Genomic DNA, 24,872 nt, shown 5'->3' with positions numbered 1-24,872 from the left:
CTTTAGGAATGCTCGGATGTCCGGGCGCAGCCAACGACGGAGGGGGATCCCATGGCCGCACCGCATGCGACCGCGGGCAGTCGGTCGGACCGGGCCGTGCTGCTCGCGGTGACCTGCCTGGGGCAGTTCATGGTGCTGCTCGACAACACGATCGTCGGAGCGGCACTGCCCGACATGCAGGAGAGCCTGCACACGCAGTTGACCGGACTGCAATGGATCGTGGACGCGTACGTATTGCTGGTCGCCATGCTGCTGCTGTCCGGCGGGGTCTTCGCCGACCGGTTCGGCCGCAAGCGGGTGTACCTGACCGGTGTGGCCGTGTTCACCGTCGCGTCGTTGCTGTGCAGCCTCGCGCCTTCGCTGGGCTGGCTGGTCGCCGGCCGGGTGTTGCAGGGCATCGGGGCCGCGGCGCTGAGCCCGGCCTCGCTGGCCCTGCTCGCCGCCGCCCACCCGGTGCCGCAGGAACGGATCCGGGTGATCGGGTTGTGGGCCGGAATCAGCGGAGTCGGTCTGGCCGCAGGGCCCGTGGCCGGGGGCGTACTGACGGACGCCTTCGGCTGGCCCGCCATCTTCCTCGTCAATCTGCCCATCGGCGTGGTCCTGGTGCTGGTCGGCCTGCGTCACCTCGGCGAGTCCCGCAACCCCGGCGCACCCGCGATCGACGTCCCGGGCACGGCGCTGTCCGTTCTGGCAGTGGGGGTACTGACCTACGGGCTGATCGAGGGAGGCGCCCGCGGCTGGACCTCACCGGTCATCGTGGGCAGCTTCGCCACCGCGGTGATCCTCCTCGCCGCCTTCGTCGCCGTCGAAGCCCGTCGCGACGCTCCGATGCTGCCGCTGCGGCTGTTGCGGCAGCGCATGTTCACCGTGTCCAACACCGCCATGGTCGTGGTGGGGTTCGCGCTCATGGGTTCGTCGTTCTTCTTCTCCCAGTTCTTCGTGTACGTCCAGGGCAGCTCGATCCTGCGCGCCGGCCTCCAGACCCTGCCGGTGTCCGTGGCCATGGTGATCGTCAGCCCGTACGCGGGCCGGCTCGCGGCCCGGTACGGCTTCCGCATCGTGGTCACCGCCGGCCTCGCCCTGGCCGCCCTGGGACTGCTGGCCCTCGGTATGGTGCACGCCGACACCGGCTACGCACACGTGTGGTGGCGGCTGGGACTCGCCGGCGCCGGCTTCGCCCTGGCCATGTCCCCGCTGACGGGCGCCGCCATCCAAGCGGTCAGCCCGCAGGAGGGCGGCCTCGCGTCGGGCATCAGCAGCACCACCCGGCAGATCGGCGCGGTGCTCGGTGTCGCGGTGCTCGGAGCCGTCGTCCGCACCCGGCAGTCGGGCGGCGGCTCCTTCGAGGCCGGCCTCAACAGCGCCTTCCTCGTGGCCGGCACCGTCACCGCGGCCACCGCCGTCTTCACCGGCCTGTGGCTGACGAGGTCCAGGCCCGCGAAGGACTCCACGACCCCCGCACCCTCCACCGGCGCCGAACCGGTCGCCTCCCCGAACGCGGCTTCCACGCACAGCGGTTGACCACGGACGGGAGCCCCGTTCGACGACTACGCAAAGGACCCCGATCTTGTCCCCCGACCCGGCCACCCCACACCCGCTGCCCGCCCACGACCGCGTGGTGTTCCTCAACCCACTGGTCACCTCTCCGAACATCACCGTGGGCGAGTACACCTACTACGACGACCCCGACGGCGCCACGGACTTCGAGCACCGCAACGTCCTCTACGCCTACGGGCCGGAGCGCCTCACCATCGGCAAGTACTGCGCGATCGCCACCGGCACCACCTTCCTGATGGCCGGCGCCGAGCACCCGACGATGGGGGTGTCGACGTACCCGTTCACCATGTTCGGCGGCCGGTGGGCCGAGCAGACGCTGGACATCGTCACCGCCATGCCCAGCCGCGGCGACACCGTCGTCGGCAACGACGTCTGGTTCGGCCACCGGGCGACCGTCATGCCGGGCGTACGGATCGGCGACGGCGCCATCATCGCGGCCGGCGCCGTAGTGACCGCCGACGTCCCGCCCTACACGGTCGTCGGCGGCAACCCGGCCAGACCGATCAGGCAGCGCTTCGCCGACGCCGACGTCGAGCGGCTGCGGCACGCGGCTTGGTGGGACTGGCCCGCCGACCTCGTCACCGCACACGCGCGCACCATCATGGCCGGAACCCCGGCCGACATCGCGCGCATCGCCGCCGAGCTCGGACGGACGGCCCCTTGAACCGCGCGTGGGGAACCGCGTGTGAGCCGATGGCCGGCCGGCAGCTCGACCACGCGTGGCTCGCCCCCACCACCCCCGGCGCCGCGACCGAGCGCCGGGGCGTTCCGGCTCGTTCGGCTCGGGCCCGGGCAGCCGGCTCCTGCTCGACCACGGAGCGCAGGCGCCGGGTGTGGTCCACAAGGCGTTCGACTCCGGTCAGCGTGACCCTGGCGGTCAGGTGTGGGTCCGCGCCGGAGGCGGCCGGCCTCAGCTCCGACTCGCCAACGGCGAGAAGGTCGAGTCCCACCCCATCGAGCTCGCCACCGACCTTGTGGTACGCGCCTCGGCGGTGCCGCCACCCGAGGAGTCCGCGGAGCACAGGTGACTGCGGACGGGTCAGTCCGCGAAAGCGGCGACGTACGACGCCACGCACGACTCGGGTGTCGCCAGTGAGGTGACGACGTGGCTGTCGACGGTCGCCGGCGGATCGAACGGCACATGGAGCAACCGCTCGGAACGGAACCCGGCGAGTTGCTCGGCCGGCATCAGGGTCCAGGCCTCGGGATCGCGGCCGACCTCGAACAGCACGTTGGACAGGTCTCCGGCGGGTCGGCGGACTGGGGCCACGGGCGCGGCGGCGAGGAGCGCGTCGTGCAGCGGCGGGTCGCTCTCCCGCGCGGGAAGCCTCAGTCCCCGTGGATCAAGATGACGCAGGCCGACCGCCGGCTCACCGGCAGCCGCGTGGTCGCGCGCGAGCACGGCGTGTACCGGCTCGGACCACGCACGCGCCACCGTCACCGCCGACGAGGCGATCACTCCTCGTACCAGCGCCACATCCAGCTCGCCGTCCCGGACGGCGGCCAGTCGTGCGGCCACCGGGAGGTCGACCAGCTCCGGTTCGGCAGGGCGCTCGCTCACGCGCAGGCGCTCCAGTGCGCGGTCGAGCCGCCACATGGCACACGACGCCGTGCCGATCCGCAGCGCCGCGGCCGGTTCCCCGGCGACCACCCGGACCCTCGCCGCCGTGGCAAGGGTCTCGCGGGCCGCGTCGAGGACCCTCGCACCCGCCGGAGTGAGACGCACCCGCCGTGAGGTGCGTTGCAGCAACTGCACTCCGAGTTCGCGTTCGAGTCGGCTGATCTGCTGGCTCACCGCCGACTGCACGATGTTCAGCCGTTGCGCCGCCCGCCCGAAGTGCAGTTCCTCGGCGACAGTCACGAAGTAGTGCAGCGCTCTGAGCTCCATCTCTCTGATCTATCACATGATGTGATCGCTACTGGAGGGTGCTGGTTCTTGTTCGCCCGGGACGTCGCCGCTGTGATGGCTCCGAGGCCGCCGCAGAGGCCGAGGAGTCGGCTGCGGCAAGGCGGCAAGATCCTGAACGGAGAACGCAAGTGAGCGGAACGACCTTGGGAATCATCGGCACCGGCATGGTCGGCGTCGCAGTGGCCCGCCGCGCAGCCAACGCGGGTGTGTGCGTCGTCCTGAGCAATTCCCGTGGCCCCGAGACGCTGGCCGAACTGGTCGCGGAAATCGGTCCCCGTGCCCGCGCGGCCACCCCTGCCGAAGCCGCGGCGGCCGGTGATCTGGTCCTGGCCGCCGTACCGCTGGCGGCGCGCGAGCGGCTGCCCCGAGCGGCGCTGGCCGGCAAGACCGTCATTGACCCGATGAACTACGCGTTGTATCCGGGCTTCTCGCTTCCGCAGCTCGACGGCAACGAGCTGACCTCCAGCGAGCTGGTGCAGAGCCACCTCGCGGACAGCAGCGTGGTCAAGGCCCTGCACAGCATCGGCCCCAAGCAACTGCTGGAACTCTTCCGCCCTGCCGGAGCGGACGACCGCACAGCGATACCGCTCTCCGGGGACGACGAGACCGCCAAGAAGGAGGTGGCCGGCCTGCTGGACGTCCTCGGCTTCGACACCGTGGACCTCGGCACGCTGGCGGAAAGCTGGCGCAGCGAACCCAATACGCCGCTGTACGCCCTGCCGTACGTCGGGCAGCCGCCGGCCGGCCTCAGCCCCGAAGAGTTCGTGGCCTGGGTCCAGCGAGCCGCCGGCATCCCCGCTTCCGCCGCCCGGATAAGGGATCTTGCTGCTGCCGCAGTGCGCGGTCCCGCCGGATTCCGCATGTAGTGCTTCTGCCCAGCGGGGGGGGGTACGCCCGGCCGGGTGGCGGCCGTCACCCGGCTGCCACCCGGCCGCCATGCCGGAGCCTGCATCGCCCTCAGGCCGTGAATGACAGGCTGAGGGCGGAGGCCATGGATGAGCAGGACCGGCGCAGGAGCCCGGGCAGTTCGGCCGGCGTGCAGTCGGGCAGCCATTCGTCCAGAGTGCAGCGCCAGGATGCCACGAAGAACTCGATGAGGAGCCGCAGTTCGAGGCCGTCGTGGGCGAGCCTGTGGGCGATCTCGGCCTGGACCTCGGCGCAGTGCCGCAGCGTGTGCCCGTCGAGTGCGGGCGAGTCGGCGATCAGCCTCAGCGTGAGCGGGAATCGCCGGTACCAGTCCTCATCCATGCGTTCGAGGGTGGTCAGCATGGCGCCGAGGAAGACGTCGGCCAGCGGGCCGGACTTCTCGATGTCGTCCAGGACGTCCAGGTAGACGTCCCAGAGCTGTTTGACGGCGGTGAGTGCGACGTCCTCCTTGGAGCGGTAGTTGCGGAAGAAGGTGCGCCGGGACACCTCCACCCGCTCCAGCAGCGCGTCCAGCGGAGTGCTGTCGAATCCGCGTTCGCCGAAGAGCGTGACGGCGGTATCGGCCAGAGCCTGGCGGGTGCGGAGCTTCTTCCGTTCGCGCAAGGAGGCGGGCTGTTCGGAGCTGGTCATCGCGAGCACTCTACCAACCGCGCCGATATCGCGCATATGCTCTACTGGAGCAAACGCCACACTGTGGCACTTCATGAACGGAGTCTTCACGTGCGTGCACTCGTCGTCGACCACACCTCGCCCGGACACCTGTCACTGGCGGATGTCCCCGAACCGCGACCGGACGCCCATGAGGCGCTCGTGCAGGTCGAGGCGCTGTCGCTGAACTCGGGTGAAGTCCATGAGGCGACACGAGCGCAGACACCGGGAGGCACCGTCCTCGGCTGGGACGCGGCCGGGGTGGTCGTCCAAGCGGCTGCCGACGGCTCCGGGCCGGCCGAGGGGGAGAGGGTCGTCACGCTCGGCGAAGCCGGCTGGGCCGAACTGCGAGCCGTACCCGCCAGCCGGATCGGAACCGCACCGTACGACGCCGATTCCGGCGCACTGAGTACGGTGCCCGTCGCCGGGCTGAGCGCCCTGCACGTGCTGCGCCGGATGGGACCGGTGCTCGGTCGCCGCGTGATGGTGACCGGTGCGTCCGGCGGCGTCGGCCGCTACGCCGTCCAGTTGGCCGCCCTCGCGGGCGCCCACGTCGTGGCGATCAGCCGGAATCCCGACCAGGCGGACGGGCTGCGCGCCCTGGGCGCCCACGAAGTCCTCCCCGAGCCGGCCGCCGCGCGCCGGCCCGTGTCCGCCGTTCTCGACAACGTCGGCGGACAGTACCTCGTAGACGCCTTCGCCGCCCTGTCGGCCGGCGGTGTCCTCTACAGCGTGGGCCGTTCCTCCGGGGCCGACGTGGTGCTGTCACCGGAGGCCCTGCTGGGCGACGGAGGACGGCATGACCGCTCGATCCGCACCTTCTTCCTCCTCGGTGACCCCACTGCCGACTTCTCCGGTGATCTGACCTGGCTGGCTGGAGAGGTCGCCGCAGGCCGCCTCGATCCGGGCATCAGCTGGCGCGGTCCCTGGACGCGTCACTCCGAGGCGGTACAGGCTCTGCTCGACCGGCGCCTCCACGGCAAGGCCGTCCTCGATCTCACGAGGTAAGGACCAGCCACCGGCGTCCGTCGATCAGCTCTCGGGCAGCGTCGAGGTGGCCGGCGTGGCACGCGGTCTCGGTGATGACATGCAGCAGGACGTCGCGCAGGGTGTGCAGGTGCGGTGCACCGAACAGGTCGTGGGGCCACCAGGCCAGCGGGGCGTCGGCGGGCGTGGCGGTGATGACGGCATCGGCGAGTTCCGCCTCCCGCCGATATCGGTCGAGCACGTCGATGGCCGGCGTCTCCGTAGCCACCCGCCAGGCTTCGTCGCCGCTCGTCAGACCGTGGATGACCTCCTCGTTCCCCGCGACGACCGCTCGGAACCAGAACCGCTCCACATCGAGCGCCAAGTGCTGGACCAGCCCCAGGCAGTGCCATCCGGAAGGCAGTACGGGTCGTCGAAGATCCTTCGCGTCGAGCCCGTCGAGGATGCCGAGAACATGCCGTCGCTGTCCGTCCAGCACCCGGAGGAGCGCTTTTGTCTCACTGCCCGAAGTGGTACCGCTCAAAGGTTCTGTCACGGTCACCCAGGATTCCTGAATCTCACCGGCCGCGCAGCGAGTTGTCGTCCCTCACCCGGAGGGGCGGGAGCGGTTCTGATCGCGCCAGGCCCGCGGCGAGAGCCCGTATGCCTGTTTGAACACCTTGCTGAAGTGGGTCGCGTTCACGAAGCCCCACCTTCGTCCGATCGCCGCGATGGTCCGCAGCCGGCTGTCCGGCCCGGACAGCTCTCGCCTGCACTCCGCCAAGCGGTGTGCACGGATCCAGTCTCCGAGGCTGATGCCCAACCCGGACAGCACTGCGTAGAGATGACGCACGGAGATGTCGTGGGCGGCGGCGATGCGTGCCGCCGACAGATCGGGGTCGGACAGGTGCGCCCGGATGTACTGAGTGATCCGCAGGCCGAGCGTTGATTCCAACGGGCCTTTGGCGAGGCCCGAGTTGCCGTGCTGGGTCGTCAGGACGGCGCGGAGGAGTTCGACGCTGGGCTCCACGACGGCGTCGGCGTGCACACCCTGGTGCAACTCGTTGCCGGCGGCCAGTTGGGAGAAGTAGGTGAAGGCGAGACGCGCAGTGGGGTTGCCGGGCCCGAGGGTGACCGAGCTGGTGTCTCGCAGGAGCCGGTCGGGGAGGGCGAGTGCCGAGCGGGGGAAGCGCAGGAAGTGGTGGTCGACTCCCTCGTCGAAGAGAAGCGTGTAGGGAGCGATCGATTCATAGACGGCGAATTGCCCCGGTCCCAGTACACACTCGCGTCCGTTCTGCGCCACGAGGCTGGTGCCGGTCACCTGGAGACCGAGGAAGACGGCGGGTTCCTCGTCCTCCCGGGCCAGGCGTTCCGTGCGACGGATCGTGACCGCGGTCGCCCGTGCCGAACAGATTCTGAGCGGTCCGACGGTGCCGAGGCCGATACGAACGGACAGGTCCTCAGCGGGAGGACGGTGATCGATGTCGACCGCCACCACGGATTCCCACACGGCGTTGCGGACCACTTCCTCGCGGTCGCGCGGCGGTATGAACGCCGTGTCCAGAACCGGGCTCATGAGCCAGACCTTCGTCTGCGCCGCTCGTACAGCCGGCCCGACCGTGACTCGGCCCGTATCTTCACCAGCGCCCTCCCCGACAAGGACAGTTCCCGCCGTCAGCTTGTCAGGACTCGATCTCGCCGCGCAACGGCCTGACACGGCGTCAGCGAGTGGCGGTGCGCCACTGACACAGTTCCCTGCACGCACGACAAAGTCCGAGGCCCACGGTGAATCTAAGGTCCATGGAGGCCGTCACCGAGACGCCATCACCGAACGGGAGGACTGCATCGTGCAACGAGTACCGACGACGCTCCGCACGCGGACCGGAGTGCTGGGGGCTTTGGCTCTCCTCTGCGCCGCCGGCCTGACGGCCAGCCCGATGATGACCGCGCCCGCCCATGCCGCCTACGGCCCGTGCAACACGACGGTGAAGCGCACGGATGGGCTGGGAAGCGGCGGCGTCCCCGGCAACCATTACAAGATCCCCGCCCGTACCGGTAACGGCCTGAGCTGCTACATGGAGTATGGGACGGGCAGTGACAACGCTGTAACGGCACTGCAGCGAGCCATCGTTTTGTGCTACGACGAAACCTACGCCGCCAGGCGGATCATCGGCACCGGCGGGGCGGACGGGTCCTACGGAACCGGCACGGAGGACGCCGTACGGTGGCTTCAGGCCAACCGGCTCGGCGTGAGCGCCGACGGCGACTACGGGCCGGCGACTCGAGAAAAGATGCGGTGGCCGCTGTTTACCGCGGGCGGCGCGTACATCTCCTGCCTCAACCCTCCTTTCTAGTCACCACGGCGTCTGCCGACGCCGGCCTCTGTTCCTGAGGCCGGCGTCCGGCGTCCGGCGTCCCGGGGCCGACCCACCCGGCCCGCACCGGGTCACCCGGTCAGCGCGCGCTGCCGGGCCAGCTCCACCGCCCGGGTGAGCGCGGCGATGTCATAGGCGCCGTGATGGCGGCGTCCGTTGATGAAGAACGTGGGCGTCCCGGACACCCTGCTCAGATCCGCCGAGTCGACGTCCTCCGCCACCCGCCGGGCACCGAGATGGTCCCCGAGGTCCTGCCGGAATCGCTCGACGTCCAGACCGAGCTCACCGGCGTAGCGCAGCAGGTCCGGCGCGGCGAGGGCGTCCTGCCGTTCCAGCAGCAGGTCGTGCATCTCCCAGAAGCGGCCCTGCCGGGCAGCCGCCTCGGACGCCTCCGCGGCCAGTTGGGCCCTGGGATGAACGTCCCGCAGCGGCAAGTGCCGCCACACATAGCGGACGTCGCTCTCCTGGCCGAGGAGGTCCCGCACCACGGGTTCGGCCTGTCCACAGTACGGACACTCGAAGTCCCCGTACTCCACCACCGTCACCACCGCGCTCTCGGGCCCGCGGATGCGGTCGTGCCGCCTGTCGACGGGCACGGCCAGGTCCGTCAGCGGGTCGACGTCGCCCAGCAGCGCCCGCGCCCTGCGTCTGTCCGGCAGCAGACCGATCACCGCGGTCACCGTCCAACTGGTCAGGAACGCGCCGAGCAGCGTGACCAGGATGCCGATCCGCGCCTCTTCGAGTTCCTCACCGTCGAACGCCAGGGACGCGATGAGCAACGACACGGTGAACGCCGACCCGGCGATCGCGCCGCCGACGGTCACCGATCCCCAGCCCACGTTCGGCCGCAGCCGCCCGCCCGAGAGCAGGCGCGCGGCCGCCATGGACCCGACCGTCCCGATCACCTTGCCCACCACGCAGCCGAAGACGATGCCCAGGGTGATGGGCGAGGCGAAGGCGTCGGCGAGGGCGGAGCCGGAGAGTTCGATACCGGCGTTGGCCAGGGCGAACAGCGGGACGATGCCGAAACTCACCCACGGCAGGAACCGCTGCTCCAGCCGCTCGTTCGGCGAGATCGCCGCATCCAGCCCCTGGACGGCGCTGCGGTGCAGCTCGGGCGTCGGCTGCTCGCGAAAGAGCCGGAACAGCCGGCTCGCCTGCTCCAGATCGCCGCGAGGCGCGGGGTAGGCAGCGACCAGGGCGCCCACGGCCAGACCCGCGACGACCGGGTCCACCCCGGCCTCGTACAGCGCCACCCACACCACCACCGACAGCACCGCGCAGTACAGGGCCCTGCGGACGCCGGCCAGGCGCAGCAGGGCGATCGCCAGCAGCGTGCAGACGGCGACCACCAGGGCGGGCAGACGGATCTCGGCGCTGTAGAAGACGGCGATCACCAGCAGTGCGACCAGATCGTCGACGACGGAGACCGAGAGCAGGAAGGCGCGCAACGACGCGGGCAGCCGGGACCCGAACACCGCCAGGACGCCCAGCGCGAACGCGGTGTCGGTGGACATGGCGGTGCCCCAGCCGTGCACCGATTCCCGCCCCGCGTTGACAGCGACGAAGATCAGGGCCGGGACGATCATGCTGCCCAGACCGGCGATCGTGCTGAGCAGCAGCCAGCGGCGGTCGCGCAGCTCTCCCATGTCGAAGTCCCGCCGCGCCTCCAGGCCCACCACGAAGAAGAAGAGGCTCATCAGCCCCGAGTTGATCCACTCGTGCACGGTGAGAGAAAGATGGCGCGTGTCGAATCCCACGGTGAACCTGGCCTGCCACACCGCCTCGTAGGAGTGCGGACCCACGTTGGCCCAGACCAGCGCGGCAGCGACCGCGGCCAGCAGGAACACCGCGCTGCTCGTCTCGGTCCGTACGAAGGTCCGCCATCGCGCCGTGCTCCGAGCAGAGAGACTCGGCGTCGCCTCCTCGGCTTCCTGACCACTCACGACGCCGATTATCACTGCTCGGGCCCCATTCGCCCGGAGCCCTCTCCCGCCTGGCGCGGAAGACCGCTGAGTGGCACCAACCGGAACGGTCCGACCGTGCGACTTCCTGCTCGGGGCGAGGGCGAGGGCGAGGGCAAGGGCGACCCGAGCGGCGCGCCATGTGATCGGATTGCCGTCGCCGGCGTCGAGCTCGCCCACGCTCTGGTCCCGTTCGACGGGGCCCCAGCCGTTGGTGGAGCTCAGCGGATCGGCGTCCGACAGAGCGGACTCACCCGCGGGCAGGGGGACGCCGACGCGCACGGTGACCCGCCGTCGCGGCCACGCGCCTCCTCCGGCCCGCCGACGGGATCAGTACCGGCCCGATTGCCCTCACCGCCGCGACGAGCGGACAGCGGCCTGCTCTCCGGGCCGGGACCGAAGGCGCGGCCGTCCGCTCCGTGCCTCGACGGTGCCCGCCGGGGGAGCGCGGACGCGATGGGGCAGCCATCCGGATCGGCCGCCGGGTCACCCCCTGTCGGGACGCCTCGGCCATGACGGGCGGGGCCGAGTCGGCCCGGCCCGGGGCCGGTTTGCGTGCCGCCCGTCAGCCGTGCTTGGCTCGGCCGATGAACTTCCTGTTGACGGCGAGTGGCCTGCGCAACGAGACACTGCGCGATGCGCTGCGGGACATGCTGGGCAAACCGTTCGGATCGGCGAACGTCGTGTTCGTTCCTACGGCATCCGTCGCGGACTCCGGGGACCACGGGTGGGTCGTCGCGGACATGAACCGCCTGCACGGCCTCGGCTGGCGGGAGTTCGACATCCTCGAGCTGAACGGCCTGCCGCAGCAGATGGTGCTCGACCGGTTGCTCCACGCCGACGTCGTCTACGTCGAAGGCGGCAACCATTATCACCTCGCGCGCAGCATCACCGGCAACGGCCTGGCCGACGGCTTCCTGGAGGCGCTGGAGAGCCGTGTCTACGTGGGGGTGAGCGCCGGCTCGATGATCTTCAGCCGCAATCTCACCGGACACTCCGCCGACGTCATCGGGGACGCCGCGGACCTCCACGTACTCGGTGCGACGAGCGTCGAGCCGCCGTTCGGTCTCTTCGACTGGTACCTCAAGCCCCACCTGTACTCGCCGGACTTCCCCGAGCGGGACGACGCCTGGGCTGATCGGATCACCGCGCGGGCGGACTTTCCGATCTACTTCATCGACGACGAGACGGCGGTGCGTGTCAGGGACGGCAAGCCGGATGTCGTTTCCGAAGGCCGGTGGCGCTTCCACCCGTGACCCGGCCCGATCGAGCCGCCGACGCCCGCCGACCCGGTGCCTGGACGACGGCGGCCGATCCCGCCGCACGCTGGATGTCCCTCCCTTCTTCTCCGCACTCGGCCGCTCCGCAGCCGTCGGAGCCTCCACGCCTCGGCGTTCGGTCGCGTTCACGCCGACACCTTCACGGTGTTGCGGCCCGCTCCGCTGGAGCTGCGGGGTTGAGCCGGTGGATCTCGTCGATCATCGCCAGCTGGACTCCGGCCGCGGTGTAGGTGTGGCAGACGGCGGTCGTGATCTGCGCGGTGGTCATACGGGTGGTGACGTGGTGGCCGACCACCACCAGCCCGGCCCCCACCTGCGCTCGGGGACCACCGGGAAGGCCGCCACCGGCTTCAGCTGCTCGAACCGAACGGCCACCGCGGCCTCGACCCAGCGGCGTTGCACGAGCGGTGCCGTCCCCGGTCGGTGAACTCCGCCGCCACCGTGCCCGCTTCCGGCACGCGGCAGGCCTTGCCCGCGACGGCAGGTAAGCCGTCCTGGTTGCTGTCGATGATCACGTGCTCCACACAACGTCATACCTGCCCTGGCATGCAGGAGAACCGGACAGTAAAAACAACTACCGTGCCGCAACAGCCGGTTGGTCCGCGCGGGGGACAGGATGCCGCCCGGGGTGCGCCGGTGCCAGTGCGCATCTCTGCACTTTCCCGTCCGGGCCGCCAGGCGGGCAGGCGCCGGGTCGGCTTGGCGAAGGGCTCGTGCGTGCCGCCGTCCGCATGATGAGGTGGCACGGTGACCAACCACGATGAGACGGCGACCGTCCGACCGTTGACACTGGCCTGGGTGCACCGACACCTAGAGGTCGGCGAGAGGATCGTCGGAGCCGAAACGCTGCACGGCGGCGCCACCGCCGAGATGCGGAGGCTGACCATCGGCACGCGGGACGAAAGCACCCGGCACCTGGTACTGCGCTCCTTCGTCGGCCCGACTCGGCAGGGGCCGGCCGAGGACCTTCTGCTCAGGGAGGCCGACGCCCTGACCACGCTCACCGGCACCGGCGTGCCGGCTCCCGGACTTGTCGCCGTCGACCCGACCGCCGCGCACTGCGAGTACCCCTCGCTCCTCATGACGCACATGCCGGGCCGGACGGTCCTCGACGACGAGGGGCTGGAGACGCGCCTGCCCCTGCTGGCCCGTCAACTCGTGGCGGTCCACTCGGTGCGGCCGGCCGACCGGCCCCGGGAGTACGTGGCACTGACGACCGCCGACACGGTCGTGCCACCCGAGGGCGCCGACGCCGCGGTCTGGTCCGCCGCCATCGACGTAATCCGCAAGCCCGCGCCGCGCTACGAAGGGCGCTTCCTGCACCGGGACTTCCAGCCCGCCAACGTGCTGTTTCACCTGCCGCCCGAGACCTCGGAGGGGGCCGGCGAGGTTGGCATCACCGGCGTCGTCGACTGGGCGGCGGCCTCCTGGGGTCCGGCGGACCTCGACGTGGCGCACTGTTGCACCAATCTCGCGCTGCTGCACGGCCCGGAGTGGGGCCTGCGTTTCACCGAGGCGTACCAGGAGGCCGGCGGGAGGCTGGCTGCGGCCGTGGACGAGCGGCTGTACTGGCAGGTGCGGGAGCCACTGGCGTTCTCGGAAGAAGTGCAGTGGGCGGCGCGGCCGTGGCGAGAGGCGGGACGGACCGAGTTGACGACACGAGCCGTGGAGGAGCGGCTGGATACCTATGTCACCTCCCTGATGGACGCGCTGGGCTGATCCAAGACGGTCCGGGGCACAGCCTCGCACTCACCCTTCCCCGCTCAACCAAGCGGGAAGCGAGCAGGCCTTGGGGACATGGCACCGGACGGCAACGCCGCACGACGCGCGAGCGTGTGGGCAAAGGCGTTTGTGAACGTGACACGCGTGCTGGGTTCTTGAAATGGGTGAGGGCCTCCGGCTTCGGTGTGGATTGCGACATCTCCACCGAGTTCAGGAGGCCCTCGTGGTCCACCGTAATGCCCCGCTGACCGAGACCGGGAGACTCCGCCTGGCCCGCTGTGTCGTTGAGGACGGATGGGCCGTGCGACGGGCGGCCGAGCGTTTCCAGGCCAGCCACACCACCGCCTGCCGCTGGGCCCGCCGCTACCGGCAGCTCGGCGTCATCGGAACGAGCGACCGCTCCAGCCGCCCACACCACCAGCTCCGTAGGACCGCGGCTGCCGTCGAGGAGCAAGTTGTCCGGCCGCGACGCGCGCACCGGATCGGGACGCTGCTGCTGGCCGTCCGATGCGGCATCGCCGCTTCGACCGCCCACCGCATCCCGGTCCGGCATGGCCTGCCGCCACTGGCCGCCCTGGACCGGGCCACCGGCGAGCCCGTCCGCCGCTACGAACGCGCCCGACCCGGCGAACTGGTCCTCCCGAGCGGCTGACGGGCCCTCCGCGGTGTGGGCGAGCCGGGGGCGGTTGCGGTGCCGTGGGCCCGGGCCGGCAGCAGGGGCCGGTAGTCGTCGAGACCTCGCGCGACGGCTACTACGTCCAGACCAGGAAGCAACTCTGCGGCGACTACGCAACATGGTTTCGCGCCAGAAAGAACGTAACCTCGTCGACGCCTGCGTACGTTCCGCGCATCCTCCAGGAGGAACGTCTGACCAGCACCGTGGCGGCATGGTCCCGTTGCGTGAAAGCAGCCGGCCGACCATTCCAGAGCCTCGACGCCATCCGTCGCGAGAGAGAGCCTGATTCACGGGATGACCGAGTGGCTGGCCCTGCGATCTGAATCCGCCCTCGGCGTGACGGAGGCCGAGTGCGTCCAACGGGCATCCCTCGGGAAAACCGCGCGTGTCCTGGACGCAGGATACCGAGACAAGGCGGCACGCGACCAAGCCGAGGAATGCACCGACTACCGGTAGATGAGACTCTCTGTCCTTGCCCGGTGCATAGCCTCTGAAGCCGACTTGCACCCCCTCCCCGCAAATCCGTGACCGGCTGGACACAGGAAGAATCTCTACCGCGCACGCCGCCGCGGACTGCGACGATGCGTGGCGCGGTGCGACGCCCGGCCATATGTACGCCTGTGGCGGCACCAACTGCACGGGGTTGCTCGGAAGGTACGCAGGCTGGCGCTTCAACTGGGGTGACCGTATAGGGAATTATCAGGCATCAGTCACCAATTGAGCCTCGTCGATCCTCAACAGGGACACGACGCAAGAATTCCAGCTCTTCTCCAGCGGTGCCACGGTGAACAACGCCATCGGCTCGCACCGCTGGGTCGTCTACATCGCCGGCGACAGCAACTGGGCCGAATGGCGCCGAATATCTGACCCGCACGGCACGTGGGGGCGTCGATCTCGGCCCTCACGTAGGAAGGCTTTCGGCCACCAGGCGGGTTGAGGGTCGTGCCGGGTCGAGGCCCGGTGGGTACTCGGCCGGGCTGACCCGGGATGCGGTCACGGTCCAGGAGCGCCGTCGAGAGGGCTGCCGCACTCGGCAGGACGAGCCCGCAGCACCAACTCGTCGGCGCCGCGATCGACCTCATCCGTAGCAACGCCCCGCTCAGCGACAAGCCGTCTGTCGGCACCCAGATCGTCCCCCGACAGCACTTCGCCCCGTCGCACAACGGCGGGGTGAAGTGCTGTCGAGATTGGGAAGCGTTCGGCGTGCCGTGGACAACCGGTTGATCGGCGAGCCGGTCGGCCGAGTCCAGGCCGGAGTCAGTCGGCTGACCGGCGTACGGGCGACTCCAGCAGCGCCAGGTCAGCAGCTGTAGCAGCCACATGACGCTGTGCAGCGGGCCCGACGGAAGGGCCTGAACGAAGCGGGCACAGCAGTCGTCCGGTCGTCACGCCGGCCCGTGATCCACATCAAAGAGACGCCGGGCGCGCGCGTAGCCCGGACGGCGTCGGACCAGGAGAGTTCGGCTCGTCGTTTGCGCTCAGGCTGGTCTCCTCCGCCAGGATCTGCTCGGCCGCCTGGTCCAGGGTGATCAGCACCCACTTCTCCAGGTCGATTCCCGATCGCTCCGCGGCCTTGTGCCACCACTGGAAATGGTTGTCCGGTACCGCGAGGCGACGTGCTGTGGAGCGGGCATGCATCTTCTGGCAGTCGCTGTCCCGCGTCTGCTGGATCGAGTTGCGTAACTGTTTCGTGGTCCAGCCCATCTTCTCGGCCCGGTCCAGCCAGTGTTCCTGCTCCTCCTGCGGCAGTGAAGCGACCTCGGCGTGGTGCTGGAAGGTCAGCCGATGGCGCCGCCGGACGAGCTTGAAGCGCCGGGAAACCCACGCGTAGTTGCGCAGCGTCTGATATTTCAGTCCGGCCGCACGGATTCCCAACTGGTACCGGTCGGCGTAGTTGTCCTTTCCGTACACGAGCCAATCCCCGAGCCACCACGCGGACGAGTCGACGATTCCGGCCAGCTGGGATCCGGCCCGTTCCCAGGTCTCGAAACTCAGTCCCACGGGGATCTGTAAACCGACGCGCATGGTCAGTACTTCACCGCTGACTCGTGGAGATTCGCGGTTCAGACGTCTGTTCTCTCTGTGAGTGGGAGACGTCGACCGACTGTGGGAAACCGATCGGCTCGAATGCGCTTCGCTCATGCTCATGCTTTCCCCCATGTCACCTCAGCTGGAACCGAAGAATGAACAAGTGGCGAGCTGTGCCGGCCAGGATTATTCGGTCGATCGTCGCGCCACCCCGTTGACGGACCGAGATCGACTGGCCAGATACAGTCAAACCCAGCGGACATCGAAGTGGCAAGAGTGCCGGGAGGTTCCAACTCCGGTTGGTGATGCGGTTTTTCATGCTCCATGGGGATTCAGGCGGTCACGAACAGGCAAGGCACTACAAGGCGGTCGCCCGGTGTCTTCCGACTGATCACCTTGTAGTCCCGTGGTCCTGCCGTTCCTTGCTCACCGCCGCTTCTGGGCACGTCGGCGCCCCGTCCCGCTCCATCCTTGCCACGGCTGCACACCGCCTCGCCCTGGTGATCCCGGCGCCGTGGGCGGTGCGGGCTCAGTCCTGCTTCGACGCCGCCGCACGGGCGGCCGAGGCCAGTCGGCGGATGGTGCGGTGGTGATAGAGCATCCGGATGGACGTCCTCGGAAGCGGGAGCCGGCTCGTTCCGGCAGCGATGCGGACCGCGAGCAAGGAGTTTCCCCCCAGGTCGAAGAAGTCGTCGTCCGGGCCCACCTGGACGCCGAGGACGGTGCTCCACACCTTCTGCAACTCTCGGACGAGGTCGTCGTCGGAGTCCTCGACATCCCCGGCGTCGTGTGCCGCGAGCGGCACGGCCGGCGCCGGGAGCCGCGACACGTCGAGCTTGCCGTTCGTGGTCAGGGGAATGCTCGGGACAGCGGTCACGCTGGTCGGGACCATGTAGCCGGGCAGGATCCGAGCGGCTCGTCCGCGGACCTCCGCGGCCGACGAGCCGTCGAGCACGACATAGGCGTCGATGCCCACAGTGGCGGCGTCGCCGCCGCGGAGCACCACGGCCGCCGCGACCACCGCTCGGTCCTCCAGCAGCACCGTCCGGATCTCGTCCAGCTCGATCCGGTAGCCCCGGACCTTCACCTGGCTGTCGATCCGGCCGAGGTGTTCGAGCCGGCCGTCCGGATGGAAGCGGCCCTCGTCCCCGCTGCGGTAGAGCCGCCCGCTGCCGAACGGGTTGTCGATGAACCGTTCCGCCTGGAGTTCCGGCCGGTTGAGGTAGCCGAGCGCCAGCCCGACACCGCCGACGTGGATCTCGCCCCGTACCCCGGGCGGCAGCCGCGTCCCGTCGGGGCCCAGAACGTATACCTGCCAGCCGGGCAGCGCCCGCCCCACGGAACGCGATCCGGCGAGCGCCGAGCCGCGCGTCACCGTCTCGGCCGTGACGTGCACCGTGGTCTCGGTTATCCCGAACATGTTGACCACACGGCAGCGGGTCTCTGGATACCGGTCGAACCACGGCAGCAGCATCCTGGAGTCCAGCGGCTCTCCTCCGAAGACCACGAGCCGGACCGCCAGTGATCGCTCCCGAGCCCGGTCCACCGCGAGCAGTTGGGAGAAGGCCGACGGTGTCTGGTTGAGTACGGTCACCTTCTCGTCGACGAGGAGATCGTGGAACTCCGCCGGTGAACGTGACGCCCAGAAGGGCACCACGACGAGCCGCCCTCCGGTGAGCAGGCAGCCCCAGATCTCCCACACCGAGAAATCGAAGGCACTGGAGTGGAACAGGGTCCACACGTCGGCGCGATCGAGGCCCAGGTCGTCCCGGGTGGCGCTGAGCAGTGCGATGACATTGGTGTGCGGGACCACGACTCCCTTGGGACGCCCGGTGGAACCGGACGTGTAGATGAGGTAGGCGGGGTCAGTGGGTGCGGTCGCAGGATCGTGGTGCGCCGCCTCACCGCCCTGCTCGGCCAGCTCGTCCGGGTGCACGAGCCGGAGCCCCGCCTTCTCGGGGAACTCGTCGTGCGTGGTGACGACCACGTCAAGTCCGGCGTCCGTGGCGACGTAGGAGAGGCGCTCGGCCGGATAGGACGGGTCCATCGGAACGAAGGCACAGCCCGCTTTGAGTATCGCGAGCATGGTCGTCACCAGGGCCGTCGACCGTTCGAGGCAGATTCCGACCCGGTCGCCCGCGCGGACACCGATCCGCCGCAGCCCCTCGGCCAGGGAAGCGGAGGCGGCGTCCAACTGCCGGTAGGTGACCCGCTCCTGCTGGTAGCACAGCGCGACCGCGTCCGGCTGCTCGGCAACCCGGGCCGCGAAGGCGTCCTCGATGCGCACCGCGCTGTCGACGGCGCTCTGAACGGCGAGATCGCGCGGCGCGAGGGCATGGCTCTGTTCGGCTTCGCCGAACGGGTCGACGTCGTTGGCCCGGAGCCGGGGTGACGCGACGACCTGCTGGTGCGCCTGGGCGAGGTGCCGCACGAACTGGGCCGCCATCTGCGCGCTGATGCCCGCCCCGTGCTCGTAGACCAGCCGCGCCCGTCCCACCCCGACGGTGAGCGGGAAGGGGGGCGAGAGCCAGGGGCGGTACGCGCCCGCCGCCGGCGGGTCGGTGGCGATCACGAGTCCCACCGAGACCGGCTTGTCCGTCGGAGCCGTCGGAGCCGTCGGAGCCGTCGGCGACCGGAACCGGTCCACCAACTCCTTGACGGTGATGGGTCCTTCGACCGGACGAGCCACCTGGACGGCCCCGGTGTCGAGCACGGCGGCCATGGCGTTGTCGTCCCGGTAGCGGGCCTGGACGATGGCGAGTGCGGCCAGCCAGGTGGCCGGATCGGCATCCGCGGCCCATGGGCCAAGTTCGAACGCCCCGGTCCCCCCGGCCGTCCCGCCCAGACCCCAGTCCGGCTCGGTGGTGGCGGGGCGCACGGCCGGGCGGCGGCCGAAGTCCGGTTCCGGACCGGCGCCTTCGGACACGGCCGAGGCGAGCAGGTCGAGATCACGCCGGCCGGCGACCGCCCGATCCGCCGCGAGCACCAGGTCGCACCCGTCGTCCGAGACCAGGAGGGCCGCCCGCAGCCCCTGGGGCACCGGCAGGGCGAGCTCCGCGGCCAGCCTGCGGTGCCTCGCGTCGGCCGGCACGCGATCGATCCACAGTGTCTCCGGCGCGTCGAGGCCGTCGTGCCGCCGGACGATCGCCGCGTACCTCGCGGCCAGCACCTCCGGGGCGGCGGTGCCGGTGAGGGGGAAGCTGCCGGCGTGGATCCACGTCGGGTCGGCCGCGCTCATCGGGCCGTGAACCCGCCGTCGACGGACATCACGGAACCAGTGATCTGGCGTGACTCGTCCGAGGCGAGGAAGACCGCCGCGGCAGCGACGTCCTCCGGTTCGATGAGCGCGTTCATCGGCTGCGCCTCGAGGAACGTGGGCTCGTGCTCGCCGACCGGGACGTCGAGAGCCTTGGCGATCTCGGAGAGCATTCGCCCCTCCACCCATGCCGTGTCCCGCACCGATCCCGGACACACCGCGTTGACCCGCACGTGCATGGGGGCGTAGTCAAGAGCGGTGGCCCTGGTCAGCCCGATCAGGCCGTGCTTGGCCACCACGTATCCGGCGAAATGGCGGTACCCCACGAGGCCGGCCGTGGACGACACGTTGATGATGCTGCCGGAACGCCTGCTGGTCATCGCGGTCGCGACGGATCTCGTCATCCGCCAGGCACCGGAGAGGTCGATGTCTATCATCAACTGCCACTCGTCCTCGGTTATCTCGTGGGCCGGTTTTCCCGACGGTGCAGCTATCCCGGCGTTGTTCACCAGGATGTCGATCCCGCCGAACCGCTCCATCGCCAGTTCGGCCACCGCGGTCACGTCGTCCGGTTCGCGGATGTCGGCCTGGGCGGTCAGCACGATCGCGCCACCCTTGTGGCACAGGTCGGCGGTGTACGCGAGCTGGCTGGCCGAGCCGAGCGAGTAGGGGACATCCGGCAGGTCGGCGGCGAGATCGACCAGCACCAGGCCGGCGCCCTCCCGCGCGAACGCGACCGCGCAGGCCCGGCCAATGCCCCGGGCCGCACCGGTGATGATGGCGGTTTTGCCGCTAAGCCGCACGTTCGACTCCTGTGATCGCTCGGGTGAGAAGGTCTGGGCCGCGCCTGATCGGCACGATCGGACGCGGCCGTCGGACACGTCAGCTGATCTTGCGCCGGTAGATGGCCATCGCCAGGACGTAGGTGAGCACGAGGATGCCTACGCACCAGGCGAGAGCGACCCAGATGTCGGAGTCCACCGGCCGCTGGGCGAACAGGTCCTGGATCGTGTTGACGATCGATGTGACGGGCTGGTTCTCGGCGAAGGCGCGCACGCCGCTCGGCATGGTGCTGGTGGGGACGAAAGCCGAGCTGATGAACGGCAGGAAGATCAAGGGGAAGGAGAAACCGGCGGAGCCCTCCACCGACTTCGCCGTCAGACCGGCGATGACGGCGAGCCAGGTCAGGGCCAGGGTGAACAGGCCGAGGATTCCGATGACGGCGAGCCAGGCCGGCACCCCCGCCGAGGTGCGGAACCCGACCAGCAGACCCACCAGCACGATGATCAGCACCGAGAGCCCGTTGGCGACGAGTGAGGTCAGGACATGGGCCCACAGCACGGCCGAACGCGCGATCGGCATGGAGTGGAACCGTTCGAAGATTCCGCTCTTCATGTCCGTGAAGAGCCTGGCGGCGGTGTAGGCGACACCGGTCGCGATCGCGATGAGGAGCACGCCGGGCAGCATGTAGTTGACGTAGTTGTCGGAGCCGGTTTCGATGGCCCCGCCCAGCACGTAGACCATGAGAAGCATGATGGCGACCGGAGTGATGGCGGTCGTCACGATCGTGTCCGCGCTGCGGACGATGTGCCGCATGGAGCGGCCGAGGAGGACGCGGGCGTCTCCCAGGAAATGTGTGCTCACGGTCGGGCTCCGCTCGTCGTCTCGCCGCTGGTGTCTTCTCCTACGAGCGCGAGGAAGATCTCTTCGAGGCTCGGCTGCTTTTTGACGTACTCGACGGTCGCCGGCGGGAGCAGCTCCTTCAGCTCGGCGAGAGTGCCGTTCGCGATGATGCGTCCCTGATGGAGAATGGCGATGCGATCCGCGAGATACTCGGCCTCCTCGAGGTACTGCGTGGTGAGCAACACGGTGGTCCCCGCGGCGGTCAGTTCCGAGACGACCTTCCACACGTCCAGGCGCGCCTTCGGGTCGAGACCGGTGGTCGGCTCGTCGAGGAAGATCACCTCCGGCTGCCCGATCAGGCTCATGGCAATGTCCAGGCGGCGTCGCATGCCTCCCGAGTACGTCGCCACCCGTCGCGAACCCGCGTCGGTCAGGTTGAAGCGTTCCAGGAGTTCGTCCGCCACCTGGCCGGGCTGCCGGATGTGCCGCAGGCCGGCGACCAGGATCAGGTTCTCCCGGCCGGACAGGATCTCGTCGACCGCGGCGAACTGCCCGGTGAGGCTGATGGATTCCCGGACCCGCAGGGGGTCTGTCCGCACGTCGAACCCGTTGACGATCGCCGTGCCGGCGTCGGCCCTCAGCAGAGTGGACAGGATCTTGATGAGGGTGGTCTTGCCCGCTCCGTTCGAACCGAGGAGGGCGAACACGCTGCCGGGGCTGACCTCGAAGTCGACGCCGCGCAGGACATGCAGTTGCTTGTAGGACTTCTCTATGTTGTGCACCTGAATCGCCGGCTGCCGAGTGGCGGGTTCCGGCACCACTGTTGCTGATTCCTTCATGGGCTCACCGTCGCCGTCGGGTCTGTCACGTCGCTGTCACACCTCTGTCACCACCACCGGCGACGTCCGGGGCCGCCGGGCCCACCCGGTCGCCGCGCGGACCGGGTGGCCCAAGGGGGCTCGCGCCTCAGCCGACCGGGCTCTCGGCCGCCAGGGGCCGGCCCGACGCCGGTGTCGCCGCGGAGGAATCCAGGAGCGGGGTGATCCGGTCCACGCCGATCCGCTCGCGCAACGCCGAGTCGGTGACGCCGAGCCCGCTCTTCGGGGCCATGCAGAGGACACCGACCTTTCCCGTGTGCTGGTTCTTCTGCACCAGCCGGACGGCCTCGCCGACCTCGTCCAGGGGATACGCGGTGGACAGCGCCGGCATCAGCATGCCGAGCTGCACCAGTCGGTTGCACTCCGTCTGCTCCTGGAGGCTGGCGCCGTGGCTGCCGATGATCCGCTTGAGGTTCATCCACAGGTAGCGGTTGTCGTAGGAGTGCTGGTACCCGCTGCTGGAACCGCAGGTGACGACGGAGCCGCCCCGGCGCACCGCGAACACCGAGATCCCGAAGGTGGCCGCGCCGACGTAGTCGAACGCCACATGAGGGTCCTCGCCCACCTCGGCCCTGATCCGCCGGCCGAGCCGCTTGCCCATCTCGACGGTCTGTTCGGGACTCTCGGGAGGAACGTCCAGGCCGATCTCGGTGCGGTTGATGACCACGTCGCAGCCCAGTCGGCGTACCAGATCCGCCTTCTCGTCGGAGCTGACCACGCCGACCGGCACGCCGCCACCGTTCTTCACCAGCTGCACCGCGTAGGAGCCGAGGCCTCCGCTCGCGCCCCAGATCAGCACGATGTCGCCCTGCTTGAAGGGCGCGCCCCGACCGCTGACCAGCATCCGGTACGCGGTGCCGCCGCACAGCGGCACCGACGCGGCCTCCTCCCACGTCAGGTGTGTGGGCTTGGGTATCAGCTGGTTCACGCGTACCACCGCGTAGTGGGCCAGGCCGCCGAAGTTGGTTTCGTAACCCCAAGCGCGCGTCTCGCCGCTGAGCATCGAGTCGGCGTGCGTCGCCGCGTCCTGGTCGTCCGCGTACGCCGTCCCGACGACCACGTGATCGCCGATCCGCACGTGCCGCACGCCCGAGCCGACCCGGACCACCACGCCCGCGGCGTCGGAGCCGAGCACGTGGTAGGGCTGGTCGTGCCGGGTGGCGAAGCCGCCCTGACGGGCGAAGCGGCGCAGGAAGCCGAAGGTGGGCAGCGGTTCGAACATGGCCGACCAGACCGTGTTGTAGTTGATGGAGCTGGCCATGACCGCCACCAGGGCCTCGTCCGGCGCCAGTTCCGGCATCGGCACCCGGCCGACGCGCAGCGAGCGACGCACGTCCTTGTCCTCGACGCCGGCGAACATGCCTACGTCCTCTTGGTGCAGGTACGAGGCCAAGTATTCGCCCGGCAGCTCCTCCTGGGCCAGTTTTTCGGGCGAGGCGCCCGCGAGTACGGCTTCGGCCAGTCCGTCCATGAAGAATTCCTTTGCCCTCGTCGCGCCGCAAGCGCTATCACCGCTGTGCGACTGTGTCCGGTTATTGCGAATTATCCGACGTCGCCATAACTCGTGATCAGGCCCTGGTGGGTCATCCGACCAGACCGCCGGACGTGCTTCATGATCGCCATGTTCGAAGTCCGGTCCAAGCCGGATACGGTCGAACCCGACTCGGGTCGAGAGTGCGGCCATGATTACACAGGACGCCAGTCCAAGAAATGTCCTCCGCTGACGAAGTGACCGCTGATCTCGCAGCCCTTGCGGTGTCAACGAGCGTAATTCTATGGTTGCTTCGCCTCTCCAGGGGGCGCTGCGGATCTCACCGGTGTCCTGTCGACAGGACACCGCCGGTCGGACATTGCTCCGGGTTCGGGCCGTTACCGGACCAGCCCAGGAGCATTGATTCCGGGGCAGGCCCGGACCTGGAGCATCGATCCCGCTTTTCGTTACGGTGAAGGACGGTGGCAGTTGAGCACGAACCCTTTCGATGATGAGGAAGGCCGTTTCTACGTCGTTGTCAACGACGAGGACCAGCATTCCCTCTGGCCGGTATTCGCCGACGTTCCCGAGGGTTGGCGGGTGGTATTCGGCGAAGCGGGCAGGGCCGAATGCCTGGAGTATGTCGAGCAGAACTGGACCGATATGCGTCCGGCGAGCCTGCGGAGGGCCATGGCGGCGGCCGACTGAGATTCCCGCCGGTTGCGGGAGGGCGGACCGCCGGGAAGGTCCTTGATCGGGAGATTAGGCTGTGGAGGGCGTCGTTGAGAACCGCGAGCCGATACCAGATGGAGCCGGTGGGTGTAGGTGGCAGACCCGCCCAGGAGAACACGGTGCTGCCCTTTCTGGGCAGACAAGCGACCGTGCGCAAGGCCGGGATGGTCTTCTCCCAGGACATCTCGGAGCAGTCCTGGGAGCGGATCGGGAGTGGTCTGCGCGAGCTGACCAATTCGTCGGCATGGTGGCTCGCCGACTGGTTGATCTTCGGAGAGGCCGCCTACAGTTGCCGGCGGTACCGGGAGGCGATCGACCGGACCGGGCTCGACTACCAGACCCTGCGCAACTACGCCTGGGTGGCCCGACGCTTCGAGTACCACCGTCGCCGGGCCGATCTCAGCTTCGCGCACCACGCCGAGGTGGCCCGGCTGTCGCCGCCGGAGCAGGACTACTGGCTGCGGAAGGCGCAGCAGCACAAATGGTCGCGCAACGAACTCCGCAGGGCGGTCCGCGCAAGCCTGGCCGAACAACGCGAAACGCCCGATGCCGCGACGGCCCGTTCCGGCGAGCGGCGAGCCGGCCGGATGGCCGAGCCGGCGGGCGCCGACTCACGTCAGGAAAAGGTCGCCACGCTCACCATCGAGCTGTCCACCGGCCAGCTCGACAAGTACTCGAAGGTCGCCGCCGCGCACGGCCTCCCGCTGGAGAAGTGGGTCACCCAGATCCTCGACTCCGCGGACCGGCGCGTTTCCTGAAGCTCCTGCCGCCCGCGCCCATGCCACCGGTCGGCACGGTGCCGCGATCAACGCAATCACCATGACCTTCCGGCTTCGGCCGGGCTCGAGCCAACAGGTAAC

At 69.5% G+C, this 24,872-nt stretch carries 20 protein-coding genes and 3 pseudogenes; 11 read left to right on the top strand and 12 right to left on the bottom strand.

Going from position 1 to position 24,872, the window contains the following annotated elements:
* Positions 1 to 51 precede the first annotated feature (51 nt).
* The 3 genes and pseudogenes from B9W62_RS00215 to B9W62_RS39415 form a co-directional block, all read left to right on the top strand.
* Positions 52 to 1,521: a DHA2 family efflux MFS transporter permease subunit gene (locus tag B9W62_RS00215; protein ID WP_087803977.1), complete on the top strand. Its 1,470-nt coding sequence runs from the start codon at positions 52 to 54 to the stop codon at positions 1,519 to 1,521.
* Positions 1,522 to 1,567: 46 nt separating this feature from the next.
* The gene (locus B9W62_RS00210; RefSeq protein ID WP_087803975.1) at positions 1,568 to 2,221 is read left to right on the top strand and encodes a CatB-related O-acetyltransferase; all 654 of its coding nucleotides are present in this window, start codon (positions 1,568 to 1,570) and stop codon (positions 2,219 to 2,221) included.
* A 241-nt stretch (positions 2,222 to 2,462) separates the two neighbouring features.
* A pseudogene (locus B9W62_RS39415) lies at positions 2,463 to 2,585 on the top strand (LacI family transcriptional regulator); the annotation flags it as partial.
* Positions 2,586 to 2,596: 11 nt separating this feature from the next.
* Here B9W62_RS39415 and B9W62_RS00200 read toward each other — a convergent pair.
* A complete protein-coding gene (locus tag B9W62_RS00200; protein ID WP_087803972.1) occupies positions 2,597 to 3,445 on the bottom strand; it encodes a LysR family transcriptional regulator in 849 nt (282 codons plus the stop codon).
* Between the two features lie 38 nt (positions 3,446 to 3,483).
* Between B9W62_RS00200 and B9W62_RS00195 the strand changes: the two genes are divergently transcribed.
* On the top strand, positions 3,484 to 4,332 hold the full coding sequence (locus B9W62_RS00195; protein ID WP_256976131.1) for an NADPH-dependent F420 reductase: 849 nt from the start codon (positions 3,484 to 3,486) through the stop codon (positions 4,330 to 4,332).
* A 91-nt stretch (positions 4,333 to 4,423) separates the two neighbouring features.
* Here the strand turns inward: B9W62_RS00195 and B9W62_RS00190 are convergent, their stop codons facing one another.
* On the bottom strand, positions 4,424 to 5,023 hold the full coding sequence (locus B9W62_RS00190) for a TetR/AcrR family transcriptional regulator (RefSeq protein ID WP_087803971.1): 600 nt from the start codon (positions 5,021 to 5,023) through the stop codon (positions 4,424 to 4,426).
* Positions 5,024 to 5,113: 90 nt separating this feature from the next.
* On the opposite strand from B9W62_RS00190, the gene B9W62_RS00185 reads away from it, so the two are divergent.
* Positions 5,114 to 6,049, top strand: a complete 936-nt coding sequence (locus tag B9W62_RS00185) for a zinc-binding dehydrogenase (RefSeq protein WP_087803970.1) — start codon at positions 5,114 to 5,116, stop codon at positions 6,047 to 6,049.
* Here the strand turns inward: B9W62_RS00185 and B9W62_RS00180 are convergent.
* Together B9W62_RS00180 and B9W62_RS00175 are read right to left on the bottom strand one after the other, a co-directional pair.
* Entirely contained in the window at positions 6,039 to 6,569 is a 531-nt protein-coding gene (locus tag B9W62_RS00180) for a DinB family protein (RefSeq protein ID WP_087803969.1), read from the bottom strand. The two genes, B9W62_RS00185 and B9W62_RS00180, sit on opposite strands and share 11 nt — an antisense overlap.
* A gap of 45 nt (positions 6,570 to 6,614) precedes the next feature.
* Positions 6,615 to 7,583, bottom strand: coding sequence for an AraC-like ligand-binding domain-containing protein (locus tag B9W62_RS00175; RefSeq protein WP_087803967.1), 969 nt, complete (start codon positions 7,581 to 7,583; stop codon positions 6,615 to 6,617).
* Between the two features lie 271 nt (positions 7,584 to 7,854).
* On the opposite strand from B9W62_RS00175, the gene B9W62_RS00170 reads away from it, so the two are divergent.
* Entirely contained in the window at positions 7,855 to 8,361 is a 507-nt protein-coding gene (locus B9W62_RS00170; protein ID WP_087803965.1) for a peptidoglycan-binding domain-containing protein, read from the top strand.
* A gap of 92 nt (positions 8,362 to 8,453) precedes the next feature.
* On the opposite strand, the gene B9W62_RS00165 is transcribed toward B9W62_RS00170, so the two are convergent.
* Complete coding sequence (locus B9W62_RS00165) at positions 8,454 to 10,328, bottom strand: Na+/H+ antiporter NhaA (RefSeq protein WP_256976130.1); 1,875 nt, start codon at positions 10,326 to 10,328, stop codon at positions 8,454 to 8,456.
* 605 nt (positions 10,329 to 10,933) lie between these two features.
* Here B9W62_RS00165 and B9W62_RS00160 point away from each other — a divergent pair.
* A complete protein-coding gene (locus B9W62_RS00160; protein ID WP_087803962.1) occupies positions 10,934 to 11,602 on the top strand; it encodes a peptidase E in 669 nt (222 codons plus the stop codon).
* Between the two features lie 196 nt (positions 11,603 to 11,798).
* On the opposite strand, the pseudogene B9W62_RS00155 reads toward B9W62_RS00160, so the two are convergent.
* Positions 11,799 to 11,906 (bottom strand): annotated as a pseudogene (locus tag B9W62_RS00155) (ATP/GTP-binding protein); the annotation flags it as partial.
* Positions 11,907 to 12,373: 467 nt separating this feature from the next.
* Between B9W62_RS00155 and B9W62_RS00145 the strand changes: the two are divergent.
* Together B9W62_RS00145 and B9W62_RS00140 are read left to right on the top strand one after the other, a co-directional pair.
* A complete protein-coding gene (locus tag B9W62_RS00145; RefSeq protein WP_087803960.1) occupies positions 12,374 to 13,345 on the top strand; it encodes a phosphotransferase family protein in 972 nt (323 codons plus the stop codon).
* Between the two features lie 226 nt (positions 13,346 to 13,571).
* Positions 13,572 to 13,985 (top strand): annotated as a pseudogene (locus tag B9W62_RS00140) (leucine zipper domain-containing protein); the annotation flags it as partial.
* 1,446 nt (positions 13,986 to 15,431) lie between these two features.
* Here B9W62_RS00140 and B9W62_RS00135 read toward each other — a convergent pair.
* The 6 genes from B9W62_RS00135 to ccrA all read right to left on the bottom strand — a co-directional run bounded on the left by B9W62_RS00135 (position 15,432) and on the right by ccrA (position 23,280).
* A complete protein-coding gene (locus B9W62_RS00135) occupies positions 15,432 to 16,049 on the bottom strand; it encodes an LmbU family transcriptional regulator (protein WP_256976129.1) in 618 nt (205 codons plus the stop codon).
* 532 nt (positions 16,050 to 16,581) lie between these two features.
* Positions 16,582 to 19,290: a non-ribosomal peptide synthetase gene (locus tag B9W62_RS00130; RefSeq protein WP_256976128.1), complete on the bottom strand. Its 2,709-nt coding sequence runs from the start codon at positions 19,288 to 19,290 to the stop codon at positions 16,582 to 16,584.
* A complete protein-coding gene (locus tag B9W62_RS00125; protein WP_087803958.1) occupies positions 19,287 to 20,111 on the bottom strand; it encodes an SDR family oxidoreductase in 825 nt (274 codons plus the stop codon). Before B9W62_RS00125 ends, B9W62_RS00130 begins: the two co-directional genes overlap by 4 nt.
* Positions 20,112 to 20,190: 79 nt before the next feature.
* Positions 20,191 to 20,952: an ABC transporter permease gene (locus tag B9W62_RS00120; RefSeq protein ID WP_087803956.1), complete on the bottom strand. Its 762-nt coding sequence runs from the start codon at positions 20,950 to 20,952 to the stop codon at positions 20,191 to 20,193.
* Positions 20,949 to 21,770 carry an ABC transporter ATP-binding protein gene (locus B9W62_RS00115; RefSeq protein ID WP_087803954.1) on the bottom strand — a complete coding sequence of 274 codons (822 nt, stop codon included), beginning with the start codon at positions 21,768 to 21,770 and terminating at the stop codon, positions 20,949 to 20,951. Before B9W62_RS00115 ends, B9W62_RS00120 begins: the two co-directional genes overlap by 4 nt.
* 127 nt (positions 21,771 to 21,897) lie before the next feature.
* Complete coding sequence (gene ccrA / locus B9W62_RS00110) at positions 21,898 to 23,280, bottom strand: crotonyl-CoA carboxylase/reductase (protein ID WP_087803952.1); 1,383 nt, start codon at positions 23,278 to 23,280, stop codon at positions 21,898 to 21,900.
* 489 nt (positions 23,281 to 23,769) lie between these two features.
* Here ccrA and B9W62_RS00105 point away from each other — a divergent pair, with 489 nt between their 5' ends.
* Together B9W62_RS00105 and B9W62_RS00100 are read left to right on the top strand one after the other, a co-directional pair.
* Positions 23,770 to 23,988, top strand: coding sequence for an MbtH family protein (locus tag B9W62_RS00105; RefSeq protein ID WP_087803951.1), 219 nt, complete (start codon positions 23,770 to 23,772; stop codon positions 23,986 to 23,988).
* Between the two features lie 143 nt (positions 23,989 to 24,131).
* Entirely contained in the window at positions 24,132 to 24,770 is a 639-nt protein-coding gene (locus B9W62_RS00100; RefSeq protein WP_256976125.1) for an LmbU family transcriptional regulator, read from the top strand.
* Positions 24,771 to 24,872: the final 102 nt, after the last annotated feature.

Source organism: Streptomyces sp. CS113, assembly GCF_002188365.1.
GTDB lineage: Bacteria > Actinomycetota > Actinomycetes > Streptomycetales > Streptomycetaceae > Streptomyces > Streptomyces tendae.
This window is presented reverse-complemented; position numbering and strand designations above follow the sequence as displayed.

Excerpts from the sequence above, each read along its gene's own strand:
- B9W62_RS00215 (WP_087803977.1), top strand. The coding sequence starts at position 52 with ATGGCCGCACCGCATGCGACCGCGGGCAGTCGGTCGGACCGGGCCGTG.
- B9W62_RS00200 (WP_087803972.1), bottom strand. The coding sequence starts at position 3,445 with ATGGAGCTCAGAGCGCTGCACTACTTCGTGACTGTCGCCGAGGAACTG.
- B9W62_RS00190 (WP_087803971.1), bottom strand. The coding sequence starts at position 5,023 with ATGACCAGCTCCGAACAGCCCGCCTCCTTGCGCGAACGGAAGAAGCTC.
- B9W62_RS00175 (WP_087803967.1), bottom strand. The coding sequence starts at position 7,583 with ATGAGCCCGGTTCTGGACACGGCGTTCATACCGCCGCGCGACCGCGAG.
- B9W62_RS00160 (WP_087803962.1), top strand. The coding sequence starts at position 10,934 with ATGAACTTCCTGTTGACGGCGAGTGGCCTGCGCAACGAGACACTGCGC.
- B9W62_RS00135 (WP_256976129.1), bottom strand. The coding sequence starts at position 16,049 with ATGCGCGTCGGTTTACAGATCCCCGTGGGACTGAGTTTCGAGACCTGG.
- B9W62_RS00130 (WP_256976128.1), bottom strand. The coding sequence starts at position 19,290 with ATGAGCGCGGCCGACCCGACGTGGATCCACGCCGGCAGCTTCCCCCTC.
- B9W62_RS00115 (WP_087803954.1), bottom strand. The coding sequence starts at position 21,770 with ATGAAGGAATCAGCAACAGTGGTGCCGGAACCCGCCACTCGGCAGCCG.
- ccrA (WP_087803952.1), bottom strand. The coding sequence starts at position 23,280 with ATGGACGGACTGGCCGAAGCCGTACTCGCGGGCGCCTCGCCCGAAAAA.